The 25,047-nt window shown below is 48.0% G+C and carries 20 protein-coding genes; 17 read left to right on the plus strand and 3 right to left on the minus strand.

Translation table 11 applies throughout. The features are described 5' to 3' along the window. The first annotated feature begins 15 nt into the window (after positions 1 to 15). Complete coding sequence (locus tag MJ611_RS09895) at positions 16 to 213, plus strand: histone H1 (RefSeq protein WP_250429608.1); 198 nt, start codon at positions 16 to 18, stop codon at positions 211 to 213. An 84-nt stretch (positions 214 to 297) separates the two neighbouring features. Here MJ611_RS09895 and tyrS read toward each other — a convergent pair whose 3' ends face one another. Further along, positions 298 to 1,602 (minus strand): tyrosine--tRNA ligase, encoded by a 1,305-nt coding sequence (tyrS, locus tag MJ611_RS09900; RefSeq protein ID WP_250429609.1) that lies wholly within the window; start codon positions 1,600 to 1,602, stop codon positions 298 to 300. 464 nt (positions 1,603 to 2,066) lie between these two features. Here tyrS and MJ611_RS09905 point away from each other — a divergent pair, with 464 nt between their 5' ends. The 11 genes from MJ611_RS09905 (at position 2,067) to trmB (ending at position 15,363) form a co-directional block, all read left to right on the plus strand. After that, the gene (locus MJ611_RS09905; RefSeq protein WP_377494909.1) at positions 2,067 to 3,176 is read left to right on the plus strand and encodes a phytase; all 1,110 of its coding nucleotides are present in this window, start codon (positions 2,067 to 2,069) and stop codon (positions 3,174 to 3,176) included. 169 nt (positions 3,177 to 3,345) lie between these two features. Further along, positions 3,346 to 3,720 (plus strand): hypothetical protein, encoded by a 375-nt coding sequence (locus MJ611_RS09910; RefSeq protein ID WP_250429610.1) that lies wholly within the window; start codon positions 3,346 to 3,348, stop codon positions 3,718 to 3,720. A 364-nt stretch (positions 3,721 to 4,084) separates the two neighbouring features. Beyond that, positions 4,085 to 5,131 (plus strand): DNA polymerase III subunit delta, encoded by a 1,047-nt coding sequence (gene holA, locus MJ611_RS09915; RefSeq protein WP_250429611.1) that lies wholly within the window; start codon positions 4,085 to 4,087, stop codon positions 5,129 to 5,131. Positions 5,132 to 5,376: 245 nt separating this feature from the next. Next, positions 5,377 to 8,460 (plus strand): tetratricopeptide repeat protein, encoded by a 3,084-nt coding sequence (locus MJ611_RS09920; protein WP_250429612.1) that lies wholly within the window; start codon positions 5,377 to 5,379, stop codon positions 8,458 to 8,460. A 54-nt stretch (positions 8,461 to 8,514) separates the two neighbouring features. Further along, positions 8,515 to 10,206: a TonB-dependent receptor gene (locus tag MJ611_RS09925; protein WP_250429613.1), complete on the plus strand. Its 1,692-nt coding sequence runs from the start codon at positions 8,515 to 8,517 to the stop codon at positions 10,204 to 10,206. A gap of 9 nt (positions 10,207 to 10,215) precedes the next feature. Then, positions 10,216 to 11,394 carry an HU domain-containing protein gene (locus MJ611_RS09930; protein ID WP_250429614.1) on the plus strand — a complete coding sequence of 393 codons (1,179 nt, stop codon included), beginning with the start codon at positions 10,216 to 10,218 and terminating at the stop codon, positions 11,392 to 11,394. 1 nt (position 11,395) lies between these two features. Continuing rightward, positions 11,396 to 12,106 carry a MotA/TolQ/ExbB proton channel family protein gene (locus MJ611_RS09935; protein WP_250429615.1) on the plus strand — a complete coding sequence of 237 codons (711 nt, stop codon included), beginning with the start codon at positions 11,396 to 11,398 and terminating at the stop codon, positions 12,104 to 12,106. A 2-nt stretch (positions 12,107 to 12,108) separates the two neighbouring features. Continuing rightward, positions 12,109 to 12,510 (plus strand): ExbD/TolR family protein, encoded by a 402-nt coding sequence (locus MJ611_RS09940; protein ID WP_250429616.1) that lies wholly within the window; start codon positions 12,109 to 12,111, stop codon positions 12,508 to 12,510. Positions 12,511 to 12,523: 13 nt separating this feature from the next. Beyond that, positions 12,524 to 13,399 carry a hypothetical protein gene (locus tag MJ611_RS09945; protein WP_250429617.1) on the plus strand — a complete coding sequence of 292 codons (876 nt, stop codon included), beginning with the start codon at positions 12,524 to 12,526 and terminating at the stop codon, positions 13,397 to 13,399. An 11-nt stretch (positions 13,400 to 13,410) separates the two neighbouring features. Beyond that, positions 13,411 to 14,703: a bifunctional folylpolyglutamate synthase/dihydrofolate synthase gene (locus MJ611_RS09950; protein WP_250429618.1), complete on the plus strand. Its 1,293-nt coding sequence runs from the start codon at positions 13,411 to 13,413 to the stop codon at positions 14,701 to 14,703. Between the two features lie 6 nt (positions 14,704 to 14,709). Further along, positions 14,710 to 15,363 (plus strand): tRNA (guanosine(46)-N7)-methyltransferase TrmB, encoded by a 654-nt coding sequence (gene trmB, locus MJ611_RS09955; protein ID WP_250429619.1) that lies wholly within the window; start codon positions 14,710 to 14,712, stop codon positions 15,361 to 15,363. Positions 15,364 to 15,505: 142 nt separating this feature from the next. Here the strand turns inward: trmB and MJ611_RS09960 are convergent, their stop codons facing one another. Next, the gene (locus tag MJ611_RS09960) at positions 15,506 to 16,126 is read right to left on the minus strand and encodes a phosphoribosylanthranilate isomerase (RefSeq protein WP_250429620.1); all 621 of its coding nucleotides are present in this window, start codon (positions 16,124 to 16,126) and stop codon (positions 15,506 to 15,508) included. Between the two features lie 238 nt (positions 16,127 to 16,364). Between MJ611_RS09960 and mnmA the strand changes: the two genes are divergently transcribed. From mnmA to MJ611_RS09985, 5 genes are all read left to right on the plus strand, one after another. Further along, positions 16,365 to 17,510: a tRNA 2-thiouridine(34) synthase MnmA gene (gene mnmA, locus MJ611_RS09965; RefSeq protein WP_250429621.1), complete on the plus strand. Its 1,146-nt coding sequence runs from the start codon at positions 16,365 to 16,367 to the stop codon at positions 17,508 to 17,510. Between the two features lie 6 nt (positions 17,511 to 17,516). Beyond that, positions 17,517 to 18,245, plus strand: coding sequence for a hypothetical protein (locus tag MJ611_RS09970; protein ID WP_250429622.1), 729 nt, complete (start codon positions 17,517 to 17,519; stop codon positions 18,243 to 18,245). A 1-nt stretch (position 18,246) separates the two neighbouring features. Then, positions 18,247 to 19,905, plus strand: a complete 1,659-nt coding sequence (locus MJ611_RS09975) for a S8 family serine peptidase (protein ID WP_250429623.1) — start codon at positions 18,247 to 18,249, stop codon at positions 19,903 to 19,905. Positions 19,906 to 19,969: 64 nt separating this feature from the next. Continuing rightward, a complete protein-coding gene (rpe, locus tag MJ611_RS09980; RefSeq protein ID WP_250429624.1) occupies positions 19,970 to 20,626 on the plus strand; it encodes a ribulose-phosphate 3-epimerase in 657 nt (218 codons plus the stop codon). A 15-nt stretch (positions 20,627 to 20,641) separates the two neighbouring features. Further along, positions 20,642 to 23,080 (plus strand): TonB-dependent receptor, encoded by a 2,439-nt coding sequence (locus MJ611_RS09985; protein ID WP_250429625.1) that lies wholly within the window; start codon positions 20,642 to 20,644, stop codon positions 23,078 to 23,080. 81 nt (positions 23,081 to 23,161) lie between these two features. On the opposite strand, the gene MJ611_RS09990 is transcribed toward MJ611_RS09985, so the two are convergent. Then, positions 23,162 to 24,034: a DUF2911 domain-containing protein gene (locus MJ611_RS09990; protein WP_250429626.1), complete on the minus strand. Its 873-nt coding sequence runs from the start codon at positions 24,032 to 24,034 to the stop codon at positions 23,162 to 23,164. Positions 24,035 to 25,047: the final 1,013 nt, after the last annotated feature.

Consider the following 25,047-nt stretch of genomic DNA (forward strand, 5'->3'; position numbering starts at 1 on the left):
ATAACAGTAGCTCTAATGAACAACAATTTTAACAAACTGAAGGACCTGGTAATGTCACTTGAGGGTGATTTCGAGAAGTTCTATGACAAGAATAATGCAGCCGCTGGTACTCGTGTTCGTAAAGGCATGCAGGACCTGAAGAACATGGCTCAGGACATCCGTAAGGAGGTTCAGGACATGAAAAACACTTCTGAGAAGAAAGCAGCTAAATAAGCGAATCTGATTATTGATCAGTATAAATAAAAAGAGCGATCCGGTCTGGATCGCTCTTTTTATTTAGTAAACGTTATAAATCAATTAGTTAACAGTGATCAAGTAGTAGTTCTTTTTACCTTTCTGTACCACCAGGTATTTCTGTTGCAGCAGGTCATACTTCACTTCCTCATCGGGACCCTGCACCTTCTGGCGATTTATACTTACGCCTCCGTTCTTGATCATACGCTTGGCTTCGCCTTTCGAATCGAAGATTTGGCCGCCTGTAATTTCCGATAGCAGATCGCTCACGGTGGCAGCTTCCTGGAAGCTGGTTCTGGATACTTCTATCTGAGGCACTCCCTCGAAAACCGAGAGCAAAATATCTTCTCGCAGGCTGCGTAGCGTCTCTAAATCTCCTTTTCCAAATAAAATTTCTGAGGCTTCTACAGCCGAAATATAGTCATCTTCGGAGTGTACACGAATAGTAACATCTTTAGCCAGCGCTTTCTGTAAAATGCGTAAATGTGGGGCCTGACGGTGCTCTTCTGTAAGTGCGTCGATCTCTTCTTTTGGCAGCAAAGTATACACCTTAATCAGTTTTTCTGCTTCCTCATCCGACAGGTTGAGCCAGAACTGATAGAACTTGTAAGGGGAGGTCAGGGTAGCGTCAAGCCATACGTTGCCGCCTTCTGATTTACCAAACTTGGTACCATCTGATTTCGTCACCAGTTTGCCTACCAAGGCAAAAGCTTTGCCTCCGTCGATGCGGCGGATCAGTTCAGTGCCTGTCGTGATATTGCCCCATTGGTCAGATGCACCCATCTGCAGGCGCACGCCTTTGTTCTTATACAAGTGGTAGAAGTCGTACCCTTGTATGAGCTGGTACGAGAACTCAGTGAAGGAAAGGCCTTCGGCACGATCGCCTTCCTCGTCGGCGCTGATGCGCTTCTTTACCGAGTCTTTGGCCATCATGTAATTTACCGTCAGGTGCTTGCCCACTTCACGCAGGAAACCCAGGAAGCTGAACTCCTTGAACCAGTCGTAGTTGTTCACGATTTCGGCTGAGTTGGCACCGCAGTTAAAGTCCAGGAATTTCTCCAGCTGTTTGCGGATGCCCTCCTGGTTGGCTCTCAGGGTCTCTTCGTCCAGCAGGTTACGCTCAGCAGATTTACCGGAAGGGTCGCCGATCATACCGGTGGCACCACCTACCAAGGCCAGGGGTTTATGGCCGGCGCGCTGTAACTGCACCAGCAGCATGATGGTAGCCAGGTTGCCGATGTGCAGCGAGGAGGCAGTAGGGTCAAAACCGATATAGCCAGCAGTCATACCGGAAGCAAGTTGTTCCTCTGTACCCGGCATGAAATCGTGGAGCATGCCCCTCCATCTTAGTTCTTCTATAAGATTCATGTAAACTATAATCGTCTGTTCCCGGCAAATATAAAAAAGAGTTGGCAGTTCGCAGCAGCGAATAGGCAGAAGTGCCTGCAACAGGAGCTTTTCTATTACAATTGGCAGCGATGCCTTCTGTGCCGATACTAAGCATACCCTTGTATAGACAAGTGCATTAAATTTAAGCTGCAAGTTTGCACCAGATTTTCAAGTATAGACAAATCCTATTTTGTAGGGCAGCTACCCTGTAAAATTTTAACCCTTACTTATTGGGGCTCTACTGCAAGTATAGGTTGCATTCACCATTTAGCGTGTAACATAAAGCCATGGTGCTTAGTTAGAATGGTAGCGATAGGTTTGTATCATTTTTAAAAAGATTTTGCCTCCCGTTTGCTCCGGATTTTATACTTCTGTGCTACTATCGTTCATACATCCTGGGCTTCTTTTTCTCCTCTTTTTTACCATAAACTAATTTTTTGCCCATGAGAATTAAATTTGAACTTCTTTTTGCAGTTGTTTTAGTTACTGCCCAAGCATGCGATAAGCAGGAGCCCGAAAGCGAGGTACAACCCCAAATGGCCACTACACAGGTCTCGATCGAGTCGGTAGACCCTGAAATTGTAACCGACAAGGTGGAGCATGATACAGACGATCCTGCTATATGGATAAATCCGGAAGATCCTTCTGAAAGCCTGATTTTGGGTACAGACAAAGATTCTGACGGCGCCTTGTACGTGTTTGATCTCAAGGGGAATATTATAGAAGACAAAGTAGTAGATGACTTGGAGCGCCCCAATAACGTGGACGTTGAGTATGGGTTGAAGCTGGAGGGGCGACCTGTAGACATTGCAGTAGTTACCGAACGCTACACACGTAAGCTTCGCATTTACTCTTTGCCTGATATGAAGCCAATTGATAACGGTGGCATAGCGGTTTTTAAAGGAGAAAGCGGCTCCGGCTACCGCGACCCAATGGGTATCTCGCTGTACAAGAGCCCCAATTCAGGTTCTATCTATGTAGTAGTTGGGCGTAAGGACGGGCCAACAAACGGCACTTACTTATGGCAATATTTGCTGGAAGACGATGGGGATGGTGAAGTGAAAGCAACGCTGGTGCGTAAGTTTGGTGATTTTAGTGGCAAGCAGGAAATTGAGTCAATTGCCGTGGATGATGAACTGGGCTATGTGTACTACTCTGATGAAGGTATAGGAGTAAGAAAGTATCACGCTGAACCAAGCAGGGGAAATAAACAATTAGCCTTGTTTGCTAACGATGATTTTGAACAAGATCAGGAAGGTATCTCCATCTATAAAGTTGACAAGAATACCGGCTACATTCTGGTATCGGATCAGCAAAACAACCGGTTCCATATTTTCCCCCGAGAAGGCGACAACGGTGACCCGCATGAGCACGAACTGATCAAAATAGTGAAGGTTGAAGCCGATGACAGTGATGGCTCTGAGATTACGAATGTGCCACTGAACGATACCTTCCGCTCCGGTCTTTTCGTGGCGATGTCAACGAACAGGACCTTCCATTATTATTCCTGGAATGATATCGCCGGGGATGATTTACAAAAAGCAGTTTATTAGAACCTTTTGATTTGCTATTGAGGAACAAAATCCTTCCATTTTGCAGATGTTGAAGCAAAATGGAAGGATTTTGGCTTTTCTAGTGTTTTTAGCTATCTTTTGACATCAGTTAAACAGCATTTACCAACTTTACTGATTCTGCTTCTAGATAAAAAACGATAAACCCTATATGAAAATCGCTCCATACATTGCTTTATCCGCTTCGTTGCTGTTCCTGATCAGCTGTTCGGAAGATAAAAAAACTACTCCGGTTCAAAACAACGCCGGTAACGCGCCTGCTGCAGGTGCAACCGTAACCCAACCAACTGGCCAAGGTACGCCTGCAGGCAATGTAGCTTTGAATCCTGCACACGGCCAGCCGGGCCACCGTTGCGATATTGAGGTTGGGGCTCCTCTGAACCTGCCGGCACGCCCGAACCTGAATCCGCCGACAACGGTAGCACCAAGTACCAGTCAGCCGCAGGTGGCTCCCGGCACCAACCCGCCACACGGCTATCCAGGCCACGACTGTAGTGTTGCGGTTGGCGCGCCGCTAAATAAGTAACCGTGCTTTTGTTGATTATACTAAGTTGCAGTTTGATTTTTTTTGAAAGCCATACCCATAGCTGTTCAGCCAGTTATCGATTTAAAGTATAAGTATAAGTATAAGTATAGGTATAAGTATAAGTATAAGTATAAGTATAAGTGCCGGCCTTCTTCCGAAGGCCGGCACTTATACTTCAGGCAAGTAGCAAAGGGATAGAGTTGCCGTAGTTCATGCTGCCATCAGCAAGCTAAGGCAGTATGGTGTAATGCGCCCTTTCTTTCAGTTTTATTTAAAAACTTTGCTGCTGATGCCTTAAATTTGCAGAGGGGGCAAATCGTATGTGCTCCTGTTTTCAATACCCATACCGCCACTACTTTTTATTATGTCGCATACACCCGAAGGCATTCTGGAACAGCTAAAGAAGCGCCAGTTTGCACCTGTCTACTTTCTGCAAGGAGAGGAGCCTTATTACATCGACCTCATTGCTGACTATATAGAAGCCAACGCGCTGCAGGAGCATGAAAAAGGATTTAATCAGGTGGTAATTTATGGCAAAGACGTGGATGTGGCTACTGTTTTGTTGCAGGCAAAGCGCTTCCCGATGATGTCGGAGCGGCAGGTAGTGATCGTAAAAGAGGCGCAAAGTATACAGGATCTGGAAAGGGAGGAAAGTGTAAAGCAACTGGAAGCTTACCTGCAAAACCCGTTGCCTTCTACCATACTTGTGTTTTGCCACAAGCATAAATCGCTGGATGGGCGCAAGGCCTTGGGCAAAGCTGTAGCGAAGCATGCGGTGCTGCTTACGACCAAAAAGTTGTACGACAACCAGGTGCCTGCCTGGGTAAACCAATACTTGAAGACGAAAGGCGTACAGGCTTCGCCTCAGGCAGTTGTGATGCTAAGCGAGTTCATCGGTGCTGACCTGTCCCGCCTCTCCAACGAGATTGACAAGCTGCTTATCAACCTGAAGCCCGGTCAGGCAATAGACGAACGGGTGGTGCAGGAAAATGTCGGCATCAGCAAGGAGTACAATATATTTGAGTTGCAGTCGGCCCTGATCGCTCAGGATCCCCTGAAGGCGAATCGCATCATCCATTACTTTGAAGCGAATCCTAAAAACAACCCGCTCATCCCGAATTTATACTTGTTGTTCTCCTTTTTTACAAAGCTCCTGTGCCTGCATCAGCAAGCCGATAAGTCGGAGGCAGGGCTTCGGAAAAGTTTAGGAGCGCAGGCCTGGAAAGTAAAAGATTACATGCATGCCCTGCGCGCGTACCCGTTACACCGTGTGGTCGATATCATTCACTACATCCGGGTGGCCGACCTGCAGGTGAAAGGTATAACGGGAGGCGATATGTCCGAAGCCGAGATCCTGAGGGAGTTGGTCTTCAAGATATTGCATCCGGTTCCGCGTGCTCTTGCTTCGTAAGCGCTGTTTATTTCCGAAGCCATACAATATTTCGACTTTCCTATACATTGTATAAGTATCGAAAGACCCATTGCCGTCTGAAGGCGAAGAAAATGGTAAAGACAGCAGCAGGTTATCAATTTTTATTAACTTTGAAAATGGCAGCATCTGACCGGGGCAGTATTGCCGGAAAATTTGCTGTAGTTGCACTTTATCTGTGTTAAGAATCATCTCATTGCCGAATAAACAGGCAGATTGAATAAATTATGAAAATAGCTTTAAAAGTAGCGCTTGCATCGGTACTGGTAAGCGGGGCGCACCTGGCGGAGGCGCAGCATACACAGGTCTTCAATGCGAAGGATAAGTACTTCCATGAAGGCGTGGAGTTGTTTGACCGTGCCAAGTATGGCTCCGCTCAGGAGGCTTTCCGCAAGTATATCCAACTGATCGGCGACGATGCCAAGACGGCAGATGCCCAGTATTACTATGCACTGAGTGGCTTGTACCTGTTGCACCCGGACGCAGAGCAACTTATACTTAACTTCACGAAGAAGTTTCCGACACACCCGAAAACTGCCTTGGCCAATTACGAGCTGGGCTTGTACTACTTCGAGCAAAAGGACTATAAAAATGCGGTAGAGAAGCTGAAACAGGCTCCTGCACACCTGCTCAGCATCAAGCAGAACAAGGAGCTGGAGTTCAAGCTGGGCTATTCCTACTTTGCCACAAAGGATTTTGCCAACGCCAAGATCTATTTCGATAAGAACAAGACAACCGGTTTCCGGGAAGATGAGCATCGCTTTGCCTATGCTTCCAACTACTATGCCGGCTACATAGCCTACCGCAACGGCGACTACGCAGCCGCCAAAGCCGACCTGCTGATTGCTGAAAAGAACGAGGCGTATGCCAATATTGTGCCTTACATGATCACAGAGATCCTGTACAAGGAGAACGATATTTTTGAGGTAATCCGTTACGGCGAAGCAGCCCTGGCAAAAACGCCAAAAGTACAGCAGGCCGATGAGATTGCATTGCTTGTCGGGGATGCGTATTACCAGCGGGGCGAATTCAAATCAGCTGCCAAGTACTTCGACCAGTTTGCCAAAGGCAAGCGCAAACTGGAGCCGGTGGTGCAGTACAAGATCGCTTATACAGACTATAAGAACGATAACTTCAAGAATGCCATTGCCAACTTTAAAGAGGTGGCGCTTAAAAAAGATGCACTTGGGCAGAATGCGGCTTATTACCTAGGTCTGAGCTACCTGCGCGATGGCAACAAGCAGTTTGCCCTGACCGCCTTTGACCAGGCCCGCAAAAATGACCAGGACAAAGACATCACCGAAGCGGCTACCATCAAGTATGCACAAGTGAGTTACGAGCTGGGCAATTTCCGTGAGGTTTTCAATTCGTTGGCCAACTTCAACAAAGATTTCCCTAACTCAGAGCAGGCCGCAGAAGTGGACAACCTGCTGAGCGAGGCATACTTCAACTCGAACAACTATCCGGAAGCGATACGCCACATTGAGAGTATGCCGAAGAAAAGTTACCGCATACTGCAGACGTACCAGCGCGTAACCTACTACCATGCGGTGAACCTGTTCAACGATGCCAAATTCCCGGCTGCTGTGAATATGCTGGATAAATCGCTGCAGTACCCGTACGACAAGGAAATAACGGCTTCGAGCCACTTTGTAAAGGGGGAGGCCTATTCTATCGGGCAGCGCTATGAAGATGCGATCAACAGTTATGCCGCCGTGTTCCGCAACAGTGGTGCCGGCAAGTCGGATCATTATGTTAAGTCACGATATGGCATCGGCTACGCTTACTACAACACCAAGCAGTACGACAAAGCACTGACGCATTTCCGCGCCTATTTGGATGCCGTGCCGAAAAGCGATGCGAACTACTACGATGCCACCCTGCGTCTTGCCGATTGCTACTATGTAAACAAGAACTATGGCGAGGCCCTGAACCTGTACGACCGCGTAATTGCTTCCAATTCAGTGGACAAGGATTATGCTTACTTCCAGAAAGGGGTGATCCTGAACATCAACGGCAAGGATGAACAGGCAAACCAAAACCTTCAGACAGTATTAGCGCAGTATCCGAAATCGCGCTATGCAGATGATGCGCAGTACCAGCGTGCCCTGATCGATTTTGAAGCCGGTAAGTACCAGCCGGCCATCACAGGCTTTACCTCACTGATCCAGAACCAGACCGACAGTAAGTTGTTGCCGAATGCCCTGCACAAGCGGGGTATTGCCTATGCCAACCTGCAGCGCTACAACGAGGCGATCAACGACTACAAGCGTGTGCTCGACGAGTTCCCATCTTCCAAAGTAGCCAGCGGTACGCTCATCAGCTTACAGGAGGCACTTGCAAACCAGAACAGAAGCGAAGAATTTGATACTTACCTGGCAAAGTATAAAACGTCTAACCCGGACAACAATGCTTTGGAAAGCATTGAGTACGAAGCAGCTAAGACGCTATACTTCAATGAAAAGTATAGCCAGGCCATTACAAAATTAGAAGCCTACCTGACGAATTATCCGAAGAGCCCGTTCAACAGCGATGCCCGTTACTTCCTTGCCGATTCTTACCTGCGTGAGAAAAACAGGGAAGCCGGTATGCAGCGCCTGCGAGAGGTGATCACGGAGAATAAGTCAGAATATGTGAACCGTGCTATACAGAAAATGGCCGATCTGGAGTTTGAAGCGAAAAACTACAGCGAGGCAGTTAACTTCTATGGCAGACTGCGCGATGTGGCTACCAACCGAAAAGAGCAATCTACCGCTCTTAATGGTCTGATGATGAGCTATTACCTGATGAAAGATTACGCTTCGTCTAAACGCATTGCCGAAGAATTGATCAGCCAGGGAAGTGCTGCATCTCCTAACACACTGCACGCAGCCATGCTCTACAAAGGCAAGAACACTTATGCGCAAGGCAATCTAGAGCAGGCCCTGACGGAGTTCCGCGAAACAGCCAAAGCAGCTTCTGATGTGAATGGTGCCGAAGCCCAGTACCTGGTGTCGGAGATTCTGTTCAAGCAGAAAAAGTATAAAGAGTCGGTTGAAGTTGCCTATGAGTTCAACAACAAGTTCTCTAACTACGATTACTGGCTGGGCAAATCGTTCCTGATCATTGCCGAAAACTATGCGGCTCAGAACGAAATGTTCCAGGCGCGTGCAACGCTCAACTCCATTATAGAAAACTCTCCTGTTAAGGAGATCGTGGAGGAGGCAAAGCAAAAGCTGGCCAAAATGGGCGGAAACACCGGAGCACAGGATTCTGTGGCTGCCCCTCAGGACACGAGCGCAGCGCCGCAGGATACTACCGGAAACAAGTAGTTGCACGGCAAAAAGTAATTCATCAGAAGTATAGCACAACTGAGAAACATCATCATGAAGAAGAGATTAAAGTTAGCCTCGCTGGCAATCGTACTAAGTGTAGGTTATAGTTATATGAATACGGCCCAGGCGCAGAATACCGGCGGCTGGGGAGAAGGCGCAAAGCTGGAGGACGCGGAGATCGTGGTGGAAAAGAACCGTGTGATCGAACTGCCACAGGCTGCCCGGAACTTTGAGAAGTTTAAGGTCAATCCGCCAGAGGCTGGTGCACGGAACGTGCGCTACCGCTTTATGGACTACAAGCTGCCTTCTCAGGACATCGAACTGCAGTTACGCGTGCTGACCATCAAGCAGGACGAGCTGAACAAATTGTATGGTAATTACCTGAAGGCCGGGCTTGGTAACTACGGTACCCTTTACCTGAAAGGATACTTCCACAACAAACGCAGCAAAGACTCATCTTATGGGGCTGAGGTAAGCCATGTTTCTTCCTCACGTGGCCCTGTAGACCGTGCCAATTCCGGCACCGGCAACTCTTCGCTGGGCGTGCACGGCGAGGGCTACCTGCAGGGCCTGACCGTTGGCGGCCGTCTGAACTATGGGCGTGATAAATACCATTTCTATGGTTATTCTCCTGACCTGCAGGGGTTAGTGGATAAAGATACGATCCGGCAAGTGTTCAACCGCGTTTCTGCGGACGGGTATCTTCACAATCATTCTGCCGGAACTCCCTTCCTGTACAAGGCTGGCGTTAAAGTTGATTACCTGAAAGACCGCTACGACATGAGCGAGGCAAACCTTGCCTTTAAACTCAACAGCGAGTATGGCATCGATACGCTGTCTGGATTTAAGGTAGACGCAGACCTGTCAGTTGTTTCGCATAAAGATTCTGCCAATGTTAACCGCACGCTGTTTAAGCTGGCACCAAGCTATGAGCGCCAGTTGGGTGCTCTGAAGTTATCATTGGGTGCTAATATTGCCTACACCGGCGACACGGTGAACGATGCGCGTAAGTTTAACATCTACCCAGCCGTTCGTGTAGGAGTGGAGCCAATCAAAAATAACCTGTTGATTTACGCAGGTTTAGGCGGAGATCTGCAAAGGGTTACTTTATACCAGCTGACGCAGGAGAATCCTTTCCTGGCACCAAATGTTCGTGTAGCCGATATCAACAAAGGCATGGAGATCTATGCCGGTATGTCGGCTAACCTGGCCAACTATGTGCACCTGACAGGCCGTGTAGCCTACCAGAACTTCCGCAACTTATACTTCTACAACAACTCCAAAGACGATGTGTCGAAGTTTGAGCTGGTATATGATGACGGCGTAACAAATGTTTTAAATATTTACGGCGAGGCAGTATTCAATTATTCTGATGAGATCCGGCTTGGTTTAAAGGCTGATTATAACAAGTATAACACCGCCAGTTTAGAGCAACCGTTTCACCGTCCGGAGCTGATGGCCAGCGTTTTTGGTACCTACAACTTCTTCGACAAGATTCTGTTTAATTCAGAACTTTACTATATTGGGAGTTCTTTCGGGCGCATTTATAATCCGAACGGTACATTTGAACTGCGGGAAACCGACAACATCGTGGACCTGAATCTGAAGGCGGATTATAGATTCTCGAATAAATTCACAACATTTGTGATGGCCAATAATTTGTTTGGCAAGAAGTACGAAAGGTTTGTAAATTACCCGAGCAAAAGTATAAATCTGATAGGAGGTATCTCTTATTCATTCTAAAAGTGCCCTATGGTTGACAAGCACATTAAGTCACTGCTCTATGATCATGATTGCGTCATCATACCGGATTTTGGCGGGCTGATCGCGCGTTATGTGTCTGCACGGATAAATCCGGTAAAGCATACGCTTGCACCCCCATCCAAAAGAATCGCTTTTAACGAAAAACTCGTTCTGAGCGATGGCCTGCTGATCAGCACGTTTGCCCACGCAAAAGGTGTTTCGCACGAGGAGGCCCAGCGGCTGGTGGCGGAGTTTGTGCATCAGGCCAAAGTAAAACTGGATACCGAAAACCGCTTTGAGCTGCAAGGCATCGGTCTTTTCAAGTATAATGCGGAACGTCGCATTGAATTTGAATACGTAGAGGCCGATAACCTGCTGGAGGATAGTTTTGGGTTACCGGAGCTGGTGGCCCGTCCGCTGCGTGTAGAGGAGCCTGCCGTGCTGCGTACGCTGATCAAGGAACGTCATCAGCAGGAACCGGTACCGGTTAAAATGCTGTTGCGCCGTCGCCTGAAGCGCATTTACAATGTTACTGCCGGGTTGGTGCTGGGAGGTATTGCCGTAACGGGCGTATACCTGCTCTCGCTGCAGACAGATTATAATTTAAGCAGCCTCAACCCGATATCGCTGTTCAACGCCGGGCAACCCTACAACAGCCAGCTTACTTCAAAGTATGCTACCGACTACGAGCCTTTTTCTGAAGAAGACCGCGCGACTGCTTACGAGCGTATCATACCTGCCTATACAGTTGCAGCCTTAGATGAGATTGAGGCTGAAGTACCAACTACGGATGTAGAAGACAGCACAGCGCTACTGGCTGCCCAGGAGGAAGTAGTAGAAAGTATAGCTGCAAGTAACGAAGCGCAAGCAGAAGTAAATCAGGAGGTTACGCTAGAGGAAAAGGTAACTGAAGCACCTGCCGAGACAAAAGCTCCTGTCCTGACAATTAACAGAAAAACAGGTCGTTTTTATGTTATTACAGGTGGGTATTCACGTCTGAAGAATGCCGAGGAAAATCGCGACGAAATTGGCCAGAAAGGCTTTGCTGCCAAAGTACTTGTACCAGGTCGCGGAAGCAGGTTATACAGAGTATCCGTAGCAGACTTTGCAACGGCAGAAGAAGCGCAGGCAGCTGTACCAGCATTAAGAAAAACTTTCGGAGAAACTATTTGGGTATTTAACAACTAACATGAATTCTATTTTATTACAGATCACTACCGGTGTACCTGCCGATACAACCGTTGCTCTTGCGGAAGGAGGAGCTGAAGCTGCCGATACATCCGTATCATTGATAGACCTGGCCCTGGCTGGCGGATGGGCGATGTACCCGCTCGCGCTGCTATCCTTAGCTGCAGTTTATATTTTTGTAGAGCGCTACCTTACGCTTAAAAAAGCTGCTAAAAATCCGGAAGGCTTTACAGACCGCATCAAGCGCATGGTACTTGCCGGCGATATCACAGGAGCTAAAATGCTCTGCTCTCAGGCCAACACACCTGTGTCACGCATGCTGGAGAAGGGTATCAGCCGTATTGGTAATCCGCTGAAGAACATCGAGACATCTATTGAGAACGTTGGTAAGATCGAGATCAGCCGTCTGGAGCGTGGTCTGTCTGGTCTGGCTACGATTGCAGGTGCTGCTCCCATGCTGGGCTTCCTTGGTACCGTAACAGGTATGATCCAGGCGTTCATTGCCATCGCGCAGGCAGAAGGCTCTATCAGCCCGAAACTTTTGTCTGGTGGTATTTACGAAGCGATGGTAACAACAGCTGCCGGTCTGATCATTGGTCTTCCTGCTTATGTTGGTTACAACTACCTGGTAGGTAAGATCGACAGCATCGTACATTCTATGGAATATTCATCTATCGAATTCCTTGATCTTTTACAAGAACCACAGCTTTAAGAATGAATCTTCGCTCGAAAAACAGGATAAATGCTGAATTCAGTATGTCGTCTATGACAGACATCATTTTCCTGTTGCTTATCTTTTTCATGCTTACCTCTAACTTTGTTACGCCTTCGGGCTTGCCTGTTAGCTTGCCATCCAGCAAAACATCGAACATCGTAATGCAAAAGATCAGCGTGACCATTACACCTGACCTTAAGTATTACCTAAATGAGAAACCGGTAGCTTTTGCAGATATCGAGCCGCAACTGGCAGCACTTTTGCAGGACACACAGGAAGGAGAGGGCGTAGTAGTACTGCATGTTGACAAAACCGTGCCGGTAGAGCACCTGGTTAAAGTGGCGGGCATTGCTACAGACCTTAAAGCGAAAGTAACCTTGGCCACCGTGCCAACCGAATAAGTATAAGTTTCCTATGTCAGTAGCTTTATCAAGAGAAGAGGAGAAGAATAAACGTGTTGCAGCCGGCATCAGTGTGGCAGTGCATATTATTCTGCTGTTGCTTCTGATTTATGTGATGGCGTGGCGGGCCCCTGATCCGCCTGCCGAAGAACTTGGCATTGAGCTTAACTTTGGTATGGATGCTGTCGGAAGCGGAGAAACGCAGACTACAGCAACGCCTAACGAGTCCAAAAAGGTTGAGGATAGCAAACCAGCGCCAACACAGCCTGATCCTTTGCCAGAGCCGGAGCCGGTTGTAAAGCCTACACCGCCGCAGCCTGTTGAGACACCAAAAGTACAGACAACGACTGCTGAAGCACCTGTAGCTGTTAAGGAGGAGGTTAAACCGCAGCCTAAACCGCAGCCAAAAGAGGAAGTGGTGAAAAAGGAGCCTGAAAAGCCTAAATCGCTTTACCCGGGTAAGCCAAATACCAGTACTGCCGGCACCGGCAAAAACGGAACCTCTAACGAAGCTACAGGCAACAACAACGGTGACGACGCCAACAAAGTAGGCGATAAAGGCTCACCGGAAGGCAAGCTGGATGCAAAAGCGCTTTATGGCAAAGCCGGAGGAGGAGCAGGAGGTTCATTGGATATGCCAGGCTGGCGCTACGATATTGAACCGAAAAGCGACCCTTACGACAACGAGACGGGTGTGATCAAATTCCGCATCAAGATCGATGAGAACGGTGAGATCGTATCCATCAGCACTATTGAGAGCAACGTTTCGCCGCATGTTAAAAAGTGGTACGAGGACCAGTTAAGAAAAACATCCTTTAGCCGTACCGGCGGAAACGGAAACAGCTCCGGAGCAACCGGTACTGTTACCTTCGTGATCAAATCACGCTAATACCTTTCCAAATGACCTATCAGGAGTGCCTTGATTACTTATACCAGCAATTGCCGATGTTTCAACGCATCGGCAATGCTGCTTTTAAGAAGAGCCTCGACAACATCATTGCACTTTGCGACGCGCTGGGGCAGCCACAGCATCGGTTTAAAACCATACACGTGGCGGGTACCAACGGCAAAGGCAGCAGCTCGCACATGCTGGCAGCTGTTTTGCAAAGTGCAGGCTATAAAACTGGGCTTTATACTTCGCCACATCTCAAATCTTTCACCGAACGTGTCCGCATCAATGGTGCGGAACTGCCACAGCAGTACCTTGTTGAGTTCGTTGAGCAGAACAAACAGCTTTTTGAAAGTGTAAAGCCATCTTTTTTCGAGATGACGGTGGCCCTGGCTTTCAAATACTTTGCCGACGAGCAGGTAGATGTTGCCGTTATTGAGGTCGGTTTGGGAGGCAGGCTGGACTCAACCAACATCATCAACCCGGAAGTATCGCTTATCACCAATATCGGGTACGACCACCAGGCACTGCTTGGAGACACGCTGGAAGCCATTGCAGGTGAGAAGGCAGGTATCATCAAGCTCCAGACGCCGGTAATTATCAGTACAAAGCAACCGGACATAGCGCATGTGTTCGAGCAAAAGGCAGCTCAGGAACATGCATCTTTATACTTTGCTACAGATCATGTACAGGTACAACTACAGGAAGGTGATCTGGAGAAGCAGGTTTTCCAAGTGTACAAGGAAGGCAAGTTATACTTCGATCGTTTGATGATCGACCTCACGGGGCAGTACCAGAAGTATAACCTGCCGGGTGTGTTGCAAACCATCGCTATACTGCAGGAGCGTGGCTTTTCAATTTCAGAAGAAGCAATTCGAGAAGGACTAAGCCATACAAAATTGATCACAGGGCTGAAGGGCCGCTGGCAGGTCTTGAGCCATAACCCCTTAACTATTTGCGATACAGGCCATAATGTGGATGGTATTAAACAAATACTTTCGCAGTTGCAAGCCTTACACCCCAAACAGGTACACATGGTTTTCGGTGCTGTAAACGATAAAGACGTCACCACGATACTACAACTCTTGCCCAAGCAATACAGCTATTACTTCTGCCAGGCAAATATTCCAAGGGCTTTGCCGGTAGGTGAGTTAGCCGCTAAGGCAGCCGCCATTGGATTAGCAGGGGAGGCTTATACTACAGTGGCAGAAGCCGTTAAGGCTGCAAAAGCAAAAGCTGCGCCGGATGAGGTTATTTTTATCGGAGGTAGTACCTTTGTGGTTGCAGAGATTGAAGAACTATAAACCTAAATGGGAAGATCAAAATTAGAGAAGTTTGCCGTGATTGCCGAACGTGAGAACGTGGTGCAGGAAGGAGATGAACGATACGGTAAGTTAGCCGGAAAGTGGCGCGAAGAGCTTTTTGGGAACACCAACCCCCTGATACTGGAAATAGGCTGCGGACGTGGTGAATATACCGTTGGTATGGCACGCCTGTATCCGGACAAGAACTTTATTGGTATCGATATCAAAGGAGCCCGTATCTGGAAAGGCAGCTCTATGGCTTTGGAAGAAGAATTATACAATGTAGCTTTCCTGCGTACCTATGTAGAAGGTATAACCGAGCATTTTGCTGCAGGTGAGGTTGACGAGATCTGGATTACGTTTCCGGACCCAAGACCACGCGACCGTGACATCAAACGCCGCTTAACGGCGCCCCGCTTTCTGGATGCATACAGACATATTCTGAAGCTGGGCGGTAAGGTGCATCTTAAAACGGATAACCTGCCCCTTTACGAATTCACCCTGGAGGTGCTGCAGGAGCAACCTGTGAAGGATCTTGTTTATACTTCCGACCTATACCAGTCTGACCTGCAGGAGCACACCATGGGCATTTACACGACCTATGAAAAGCGTTACCTGGAAGAAAACATTCCGATCAAGTACGTACAGTTTAAGGTGTAGAAAGTTTGAAAGTTAAATATTTAACATACATAAAAATGCCTGCTGAAGTGATTCAGCAGGCATTTTCTATTTAGCAGTTATTTTCAATATTGGGCTTAAATAACCCTCTAACTCTTTAACTCTCTAACTTTCTAACTTCAAATTATTCTTCTATCACTTCAAAGATTTCCTGCAGCTCATCAAAGTCTTTTAGGCCGGGTTTGATCTCGTGCCCGCCTCTCAATCCGATACCAGCTGGTTTAACTGTTTTCATGATCTGGTTCACATTGTCTTTGTTAATGCCAAAACCCAGGTATATGGAGTACTTCTTTGCGATGCTTTTTAGCAGGTTTGTGTTGGTGCTGTCGATTGTGTCAAAGTCAGTAGAGTAGATGAGGAAGTGCTCTACCACCGGGCTGTAAAGCTCCATCATCTCCAGCAACTCGCTTTCTACAGTATCCTTATTTATATAAACCTTCTGTATTACCGGGCGGCTGATCTCCTCAATTTCATCGATAAGGTACGGGGTATCCAGCTGAATGTAGTTCAGGTTAAACTCTTCTGCGTACTCGTTGATCACGTCCGGCTTTGCCCGTTCAAACTCACCTATCAGCTGCACCCCGGAAATCCACCCTACAATTTCTTTCAGTTTTTCAGACGAAACACGGTCAGGAGAATCAAGCTTGAGGTTAAAACCAATCATGTCCACGCCCATGCCGGCACAATAACGCGCATCACTCAGGTTGTTTATTCCGTTCACTATCACGGAAGTACGTAAGCCCATATTATTTTATACTTTAATAGAAGTTAAGACAAACTGTAAACTAATGAAATCCAAAGTAAACCCCAAAAGCCAAACAATGCTACCTTTTCCCTGATTTTTTTGAAAGCATTTCGGTGTCGGGCTTTAGGGTTAACGCAGCCAGGTAAGTAATATTTGACCACCTGAATCTTTATTAGTGCGATGTTGTTGCTATCTTTGTAAAAAATTATATTAAATAGCATTTACGTTTTCATTATAGATGAGTAAGTTAGGAAGGGTATTGGTGGCTATGAGCGGCGGCATCGACAGTTCGGTGGCGGCTGTGATGCTCCATGAGCAAGGCTATGAGGTAATTGGCATGACCATGAAAACATGGGACTACGCTTCCAGCGGCGGTAATAAAAAAGAAACCGGTTGCTGCAGCCTCGATTCCATCAACGATGCCCGTGATATTGCTGTTAAGTTAGGCTTCCCGCATTATATTATTGATATCCGTGAAGAGTTTGGTGATTATGTGATCAATCACTTTACGGAGGAATACATGGCCGGGCGTACGCCTAACCCGTGCGTGTTGTGTAATACGCACATCAAATGGGACGCGCTGCTTCGCCGTGCCGACCAGCTGGGCTGTGACTTTATTGCAACCGGCCACTATGCCAACGTACGCGAAGAAAACGGCCGCTACGTGATCTCCAAAGGTCTGGACGAGCACAAAGACCAGTCGTATGCGCTGTGGGGTATTTCACAGGAGAGCCTTGCCCGCACCATTTTCCCGTTGGGTAAGCTGCGCAAGACAGAGATCCGCCAGATGGCCATGGACCGCGGTTTTACGGCGCTGGTGAACAAGCCGGAGTCTTACGAGATCTGTTTTATTCCCGATAACGACTACCGCAACTTCCTGAAGCGCAGGGTAGAAGGTCTGGAAGAAAAAGTGGCGGGCGGCGAATTTGTACTGGAAGATGGTACGGTTGTGGGCAAGCACGAAGGTTATCCGTTCTATACAATAGGACAGCGCAAGGGACTTGGTATAGCTTTAGGCTTCCCGGCGTATGTAACCCGCATCGATAAAGATCAGAACCGTGTGGTGTTGGGCAACTTCGAAGATCTGGCTAAAAACGCCATGACGGTGGGCAAACTTAGCATGGGCAAGTATGAGAGCCTGATCGATCGACCGATCCCAACTGTGACCAAGGTGCGTTACAACGATCCGGGTACAGAGGCCATTATCGAGCAGGAGGGAGACAAGATGAAAGTACACTTCCTGCGTGGTGTGCATGCCATTGCCCCGGGCCAGGCTGCTGTGTTCTACGAAGGAAATGATGTTGTTGGAGGAGGCTGGATCGAGTCGAATTATAACCTGGATACGGACTATAATCTGGAGTTTAAGCTTAATGTTCTCCAATAACAAAGAATGAAAAGAACGCTGTTGTTTCTGGTCCTCCTGGCTGGCTTTGTAGTTGGCTGTGACACAAAAACCGTAGAGCCTGATTTACATGCTGCCGGGTACGACTATTATCCTCTGAATGTTGGTGACTTTCGTATCTACGATGTCACCAACATTTTCTATAGAAACAATGTGGGTGATACGACACGCTTCCAGCTACGGGAGCGCGTTGACACTACCTTTACAGACCAGACCAATACGCTGAACTACAAGATCATCCGATCCATCCGTCCGAATGCCAACAGCAGCTGGCGCGATGACTCTGTTATTGTTGTGACCAAGTCAGTAACCAACGTTATACTTTCAAAGGATAACACCAAGTGGGTAAAACTGGTATTCCCGGTTGTAAGTGGAAAAACCTGGAAGGGAGATGCTTATAACTCCAACCAGATTGAAAACAAGGAGGAACCGAAGGAAAATTACAGGTTTTCTAATGTAGGGGAGCCATTTACCGCTGGCAACGAAACCTACCCGGAGACTGCTACTGTTATTCAAGGCACTCCATCGAAAAACCCGGTGCAGCTCGATGATCGAAAAGAAGTTTATGCCCATGGCATCGGCATGGTATACCGGCTTTTTAACCGGGTGGTATACTGCCGTGACACAGAATCGGTGCAATGCCCATACGATGCTGGATACAAACTGAACGGCCACGAACGTATTGAAGTGCTAAGCTCTTACGGTACAATGAAATAGTATGAAGCACCTGCTGGTTCTCTTTAGCGCCCTCTTGTTCTTTCTGTCTGCTGCCCAGGCACAACAGACAGGCGGAGGTACTACAGAAGAGAAAAAGCACCTCATCTATTTCAAAGACAAAGCCAACACCCCTTATTCGCTACAGGAGCCGCAGCGTTTCCTTTCCCAAAAAGCACTGGATCGACGGAACAGGCAGGGTATAAGCCTTACTGTACGTGACCTCCCCGTAAACCCGGCTTATGTTGACCGGCTAAAGCAGGAGGGGGTAGCCGTGTGGTATATTTCCCGTTGGTTTAATGCTGCCGTGGTGCAATGCACACCCGAGAAACTGGCAACGCTTGAAGCGCTTCCTTTTGTGAAATCTACACAAACCGTAAACAGAGTAGCATCGCCTCAACAGGTTCTTGATTCCAAAATCACTGTAGTAAAACACGCCAGTTCCGCAGACGCTACCCTGGAGAGCAAGGACTATGGACTTGCCTATCATCAGGCAGATATGCTGGGTGCTGATGAACTGCACAAGGCAGGCTTCAGGGGCGAAGGCGTCACCATTGCCGTACTGGACGCCGGCTTTCCGGGAGTTAACACCAATGCAGCTTTTGCCCATCTTTTCCAGGATCAGCAGCTGAAAGGCACCTATGATTTTGTAAGCCGGAAAGCGGATGTGTTTGGGAATGACTCCCACGGCACGTCTGTTTTGTCAACCATGGCGGCGTATGCACCGGGTAAACTGGTAGGTACTGCCTATAAAGCAAACTATTACCTGTTCCGGACAGAAGAGGCGGCATCCGAACACAACATCGAGGAGATCAACTGGCTGCTGGCTGCTGAGTTTGCCGACAGTGCCGGTGCCGATATCATCAATTCTTCGCTGGGCTACACTACGTTTGATGCGCCCTCCGAAAGCTATACTTACAACCAACTCAACGGCAATACCACGCTTGTGACAAAGGCTGCAGACTTTGCTGCGGCAACCGGTATGCTGGTAGTGGTGAGTGCCGGCAACGAAGGCAACAAGCCCTGGCGCTATATTTCTGCACCCGCTGACGCTGATTCGGTGCTGACGGTTGGTGCAGTGGACTCGCTTTACCGGCAGGCTTCCTTCAGCTCTTTCGGCCCGACAGCCGACGGAAGAATAAAGCCGGATGTGGCAGCACTAGGGCAGCGGGCCTACTTTTTAAGAGCGGACGGTACGTTGGTGCGTGGTAACGGAACATCCTTTTCAGCACCTATCCTGGCAGGGATGGCAGCTTGCTTGTGGCAGGCAGACTATAGCAAAACCAACCTGGAAATGATCGGGCTTTTGCGCAGGCTTGGCAGAAATGCCAGCAGTCCGAATAATGCCATAGGCTATGGCGTACCTCAATATAATAGCACTGTTACCGCGTTGCCCGGAAGTATAACCGGTGATGGCCTGAGCTTATCCAACCCGGTATCGGGCAACGAGCTTATACTTACTGTTGGCGATAACTGGGCTAAGCAAAGCAGCGTGGTGCATGTGCTTGATGTTACCGGTAAGCTCTTGCTGCGACAGGTACTGCCGGCAAGCCAGAGCAGGCACGAAATTGTACTTCCGCCACAGCTTTTCCCGCAGGGGCTGTATCTTTGCCGGGTTAGCTCGGGCAGCAGGAACAGTACGTTGCGGTTTGTTAAACTATAGTTTGCTGCGCCTGTACCCGTTACAGGTATGAAGCGTATTCTTTCTTATTCCTTATATTTGTTTCATGAAACCTATCATTGCCCCTTCTGTACTTGCCTCAGACTTTGCTAACCTGCAATCGGAGGTAGAAATGCTTAACAACAGCCAGGCCGATTGGCTGCACATAGACATCATGGACGGCCGTTTTGTGCCGAACATCTCGTTTGGTTTTCCGGTACTGCAGGCCATTCAGCGTCATGCTAAAAAGCCACTGGATGTGCACCTGATGATCGTGGAGCCGGAGCTATACATCGAACAGTTCCGAAGTGCCGGAGCTGACACCATTTCAGTACACTACGAAGCGTGCAACCACCTGCACCGCACCATCCAGCAGATCAAAGCCACGGGTGCCAAAGCCGGTGTAGCCCTGAACCCCCATACGTCGGTACAATTGCTGGACGATATCATTGCTGATGTTGACCTGGTTTGCCTAATGTCTGTGAACCCGGGCTTTGGAGGACAGAAGTTTATCGAGAACACGTACCGCAAGATCGAGGCGATGAAGGACCTGATCATTGCACGTAACTCCAGTGCCCTGATCGAAATTGACGGTGGCGTGAACCAGCAGAATGCTCCATTACTTTTGGATAAAGGGGCAGATGTGCTGGTAGCCGGTAGCTTCGTATTCACGGCTGACGATCCTATCCAGACGATTGCCAATCTGAAAACAGTTTCTGTTTAATTTATACCTGCCCGGATGCAAAGATATCTATCGGTATGGTTGCTGATACTGATGCCGCTGGGTGTCTTTGCACAACGGGCTGTTGTTTCTGGCACCGTACAGGATCCGGACAGGTTACCGCTGGAACTGGCTACGGTGGGAGTAAAAGGCACTACCCTAGCTACCCAAACCGATGCGCAGGGCAAGTATACCTTGAAGGTGCCGGCTGAGGAGGACCTGGTGCTGGTGGTACGATACCTGGGTTTTAAAGAGCAGGAGCGAAGCCTCCGCCTGAAGCCGGGCGAAAGTATAAGTATAGATTTTGTGCTTGCGCCGGACCCGCAGCAGCTGCGTATGATAGACGTGCGCGGCAAAAACGGCAACGACACCCGCGAACAGGTCAGTGTAACCAAACTGGACCCACGCCTGACCAAAGAACTTCCCTCTGCTTACGGCGATTTCAATAAAATACTGGTGACGCTGCCCGGCGTGAGCAGCAACAACGAGCTATCCTCCACCTATTCTGTACGGGGCGGCAATTACGACGAAAACCTGGTGTACGTGAACGGCATCGAGATTTACCGTCCTTTCCTGATCACCAATGCGCAGCAGGAGGGGCTCAGCTTTGTAAACCCGGACCTGGTAGGCAACATCGAGTTTTCTTCCGGTGGGTGGCAGCCTAAGTATGGCGACAAGTTGTCCTCGGTGCTGGACATCAAGTATAAACGACCTACCGAATTTGCAGGGTCTGTAACGGGTAGCTTAACAGGAGGCGCCCTGCACCTGGAGTCGGCTTCTAAAAACAGGAAAGTATCTTACCTGCTGGGTTTGCGGCATAAAACCGGCGCTTATCTGCTGCAGGGGCTGCAGGTAGACGGCGAATACCGTCCCAACTTTTCTGACGCACAGGCTTACATTTCCTTCGATCTCACAAAAGATTCGCTGAAGCGCGAGCGAACTACCTTAGGTATACTGGGCAGCTATGCCCGGAACGATTTCCTGGTTATACCTGAGACAAGAGAAACCACTTTTGGTACGCGCCAGGCCCCGCTGCGCCTTACCGTAGGGTATGACGGCCGGGAGAAGATGGCGTATGAAACATACCAGTTGGGGGCTAACCTGAGTCATAAGGTATCGGATAATCTGTTGACAGAATTTATACTTTCCGGTGTGCACTCGCTGGAGCGGGAGTTCCGTGACATTGAAGCCCTTTACCGGCTGTGCGATGTGAACATGCTCGGGAAGAACAACATGGGCGAGTGCCTGCGTGAAAGAGGAGTAGGCAGCCAGTTCGACCATGCCCGAAATAAATTAAAGGCGCTTGTGCTGGCCGCCGAAAGCCGCAACACCTGGCGCTTAAGCTCCCGCAGTACCGTATTGGCAGGAGCCAAGGTTAGCCTCGAGCGTATAGAAGACCAACTGGCCGAGTATGGCTTCCGGGACTCTTCGGATTTTGTAACACCGGCCTATTACCTGAACACAGCGCTGAGCCTGAACAGCATGCGCTACAATGCCTACGTGCAACATACCTACGAGCTCGACTCACTGAAGACGATAACATACGGTATCCGGGCCAACCACTGGGACTATAACGGCGAAACCACCATTACCCCACGGGTGCAGTATTCTTTTATAACGCGCCATAATCCTGATCTTTCCTTTAAAGCAGCTGTTGGGTTTTACTACCAGCCGCCTTTTTACCGGGAGCTGCGCGATTTTGAAGGAAGGCTGAATCCGGAAATTAAGGCGCAGCGGTCTATCCACTACATCATCGGCAGCGATTACCTGTTCAAAGCTTGGGATCGTGATTTTAAACTAACCGCTGAAGCCTACTACAAGCGCATGTCGCGCGTGATACCCTACGACCTAGACAACGTGCGCCTTCGCTATTATGCCAAGAACAATGCCAAAGCCTATGCAGCCGGTTTCGATGTGCGCGTAAACGGTGAGTTCATAAAAGGAGCGGAGTCGTGGCTGAGTTTGGGGGTACTGACAACGAAGGAAGATTTGCAGGGAGATTCCGCTTTTGTGTATAATGACCAGGGAGAGATAACCGGGAAGACAGGCCGCGGCTACATGCGCCGGCCAACTGATCAGTTGTTGAATGTAGGGGTGTTCTTCCAGGATCACCTGCCGGATAACCCGACCATCCGGATGTACCTGAACCTGGTGTATGGCAGCGGCCTTCCCTTTGGACCACCGAACAGGCCAGAGTACCGCAACGCTTTTTCCGGTAAGTCTTACAAGCGCATCGATATTGGTTTCTCCAAGCTGATTGTTTTAGGGCACGACTACGCTGAAGACAGGAAAGTATCGCTGGAAAGCCTGTGGCTGGGGTTGGAGGTCCTGAACCTGATCGATGCCAAGAACCGTGTTTCGTATAGTTATGTGAGCGATGTAAACGGCTTAACGTATGCGGTACCGAACTTTCTGACGGGCAGGAGACTTAACCTCCGCTTTATTGCCCGGTTCTAATGTAAGCAAAGTATAAATTACAGTATAAATAAAAAGAGGAGCGCTTCAGGTGACTCCTCTTTTTATTTATACTATACCTGATCAGAACTTACGCTTCTTCCAGTCGTTGTAGGCTGACTGTATTTCTTTCGCATAGGTTTTAAAGGATTCTGGTTCCTTGTCGCCTAATTGTATTGCTTTTGCCGTGAGGGATGCAGCCATCTGGTATTCGTTATTTAAAGCGTATAGACGCGCTTTTACCCAGTTATTGAAAAAGGTCTCTTTGATGGCAATGGACTTGTTGATCCACTCCAAAGCCTGCTCGTGGTATTCCTTGCGACTCACCATATAGTCCGCGCACTGGGCCCAAACATACCAGTCGTCCGGTTTCGCCTCTGCCAGCGCTTTCTTGATATTTGCCAGCGCTTTCTTTTCCACTTCAGTTTCGATCCGGATGGATACCTGTGTTTCTTCCCAGTTCATGTGCAGGTAGCCTGTGTTTGTACCAATGTCGCTGAAGGAGAATTGCATTGTTTCGTGGAATGGCGCTTTCTTTGGCGTGACACGCAGGTAAGCGACGTCATTCAACTCGTTGTATCCTTCCAAGCCCCACAGCGTGGTGTCCTTATTCAGTACAATATTCCATACAGAGTCACTCTCCGGTAGTATGAAAAAGGAATACGTGCCGGCAGGCACCCGTTCGTGGTTCAGAAACAACTCGTCCTGGAACGTGATGAGCGTAGCCTCGTTTGCACCGGCTCGCCATAGTTTGCCGTAGGGCACCAACGATCCGAAAATTTTACGCCCTTTAACACCTGGTGCATGGTACCGGAGTGTGATGTCGGTCAGCCCAATTGTTTGTTTTATAAATGCCTCCGGACTGGGCTGGGGCAATCTGACCTGTGCAGTTGCGGCACCTACCCCGATCAGGAAGAGTATGAAGATGATCAGTATGCTTAGTAGTGGCTTGCTCATGATGTTTTTTCAATTGACGTCGTCATTTCAGAAACAGAAAAAACTATGCCAGAGAGTACTTCTTGAAATATAAGTTTTGTGCAAAGGTAGTAAATCTTTGGTATCGAAAACTCCAGTAGCTACCGCTATTCCTCAGTTTATACTATCTCTCTTTAAGTATACTACTGCTCTTGCGAAAGGATAAATACAATAACAAATTGTTTATTAAAATTAAAATAATTTATTGCATTATGAAACATATAATTCAATTTAATGTATAAGTAGGTCAACGTTCTATGCGTACATAGATAGAACAGCTCCCAATTCACATCATGCTATGAAAATTCAAAAAGACTTGATGGCACAACTCTGTGCTTATAGGAGCCTTTTTGCTCTCTAACTATGCTTGCTAAAACCTGTTCGGGCAAAAATGAGACTTTTTAAATCAAGGATTATCTTATTTTAAATAAACATAGCCTATATGAATGTAAAACTTTTACTAAAACGAACGGCAAAATGGAGAGTGCTCTACGTCGCAGCCCTGCTTGCTTCTTTATCTTTTATCGGGGTGTACGCCTTTGATAATTATACACCCACTGTTACGTCTGATAAAGATGACTACGCTCCTGGTGAAATTGCAACTATAACTGGTTATGGCTGGACACAGGATAGTATGGTTCATGTTGAATTTAAAGAAGAACCTGATTATCCCGATTATCACGTCTATGATGTGAAAGTTGATGCTGATGGTAGATGGAATATTGATTATCCCATTGAATCAAGACATTTAGGTGTTAAATTCACTGTGACGGCTGTTGGAAAACAAAGTGGGGTAAAGGCAATTCATATTTTTACCGATGCGATAAATTATTATCCAAGTGGTATCAATATAACTCCAACTGCTACCCAAACTGTTTGTCAGGGTCAAACTTCTACTCCTCTTGTCGCAAACATTACTCGTTGTCAAACTGGTAGTGGTGATGCAAATCATAATAATATTAGATACACTTGGTATTATAATACTACTAATACTA

The sequence above is a fragment of the Pontibacter ruber genome, from assembly GCF_023630205.1.
Classification (GTDB): domain Bacteria; phylum Bacteroidota; class Bacteroidia; order Cytophagales; family Hymenobacteraceae; genus Pontibacter; species Pontibacter ruber.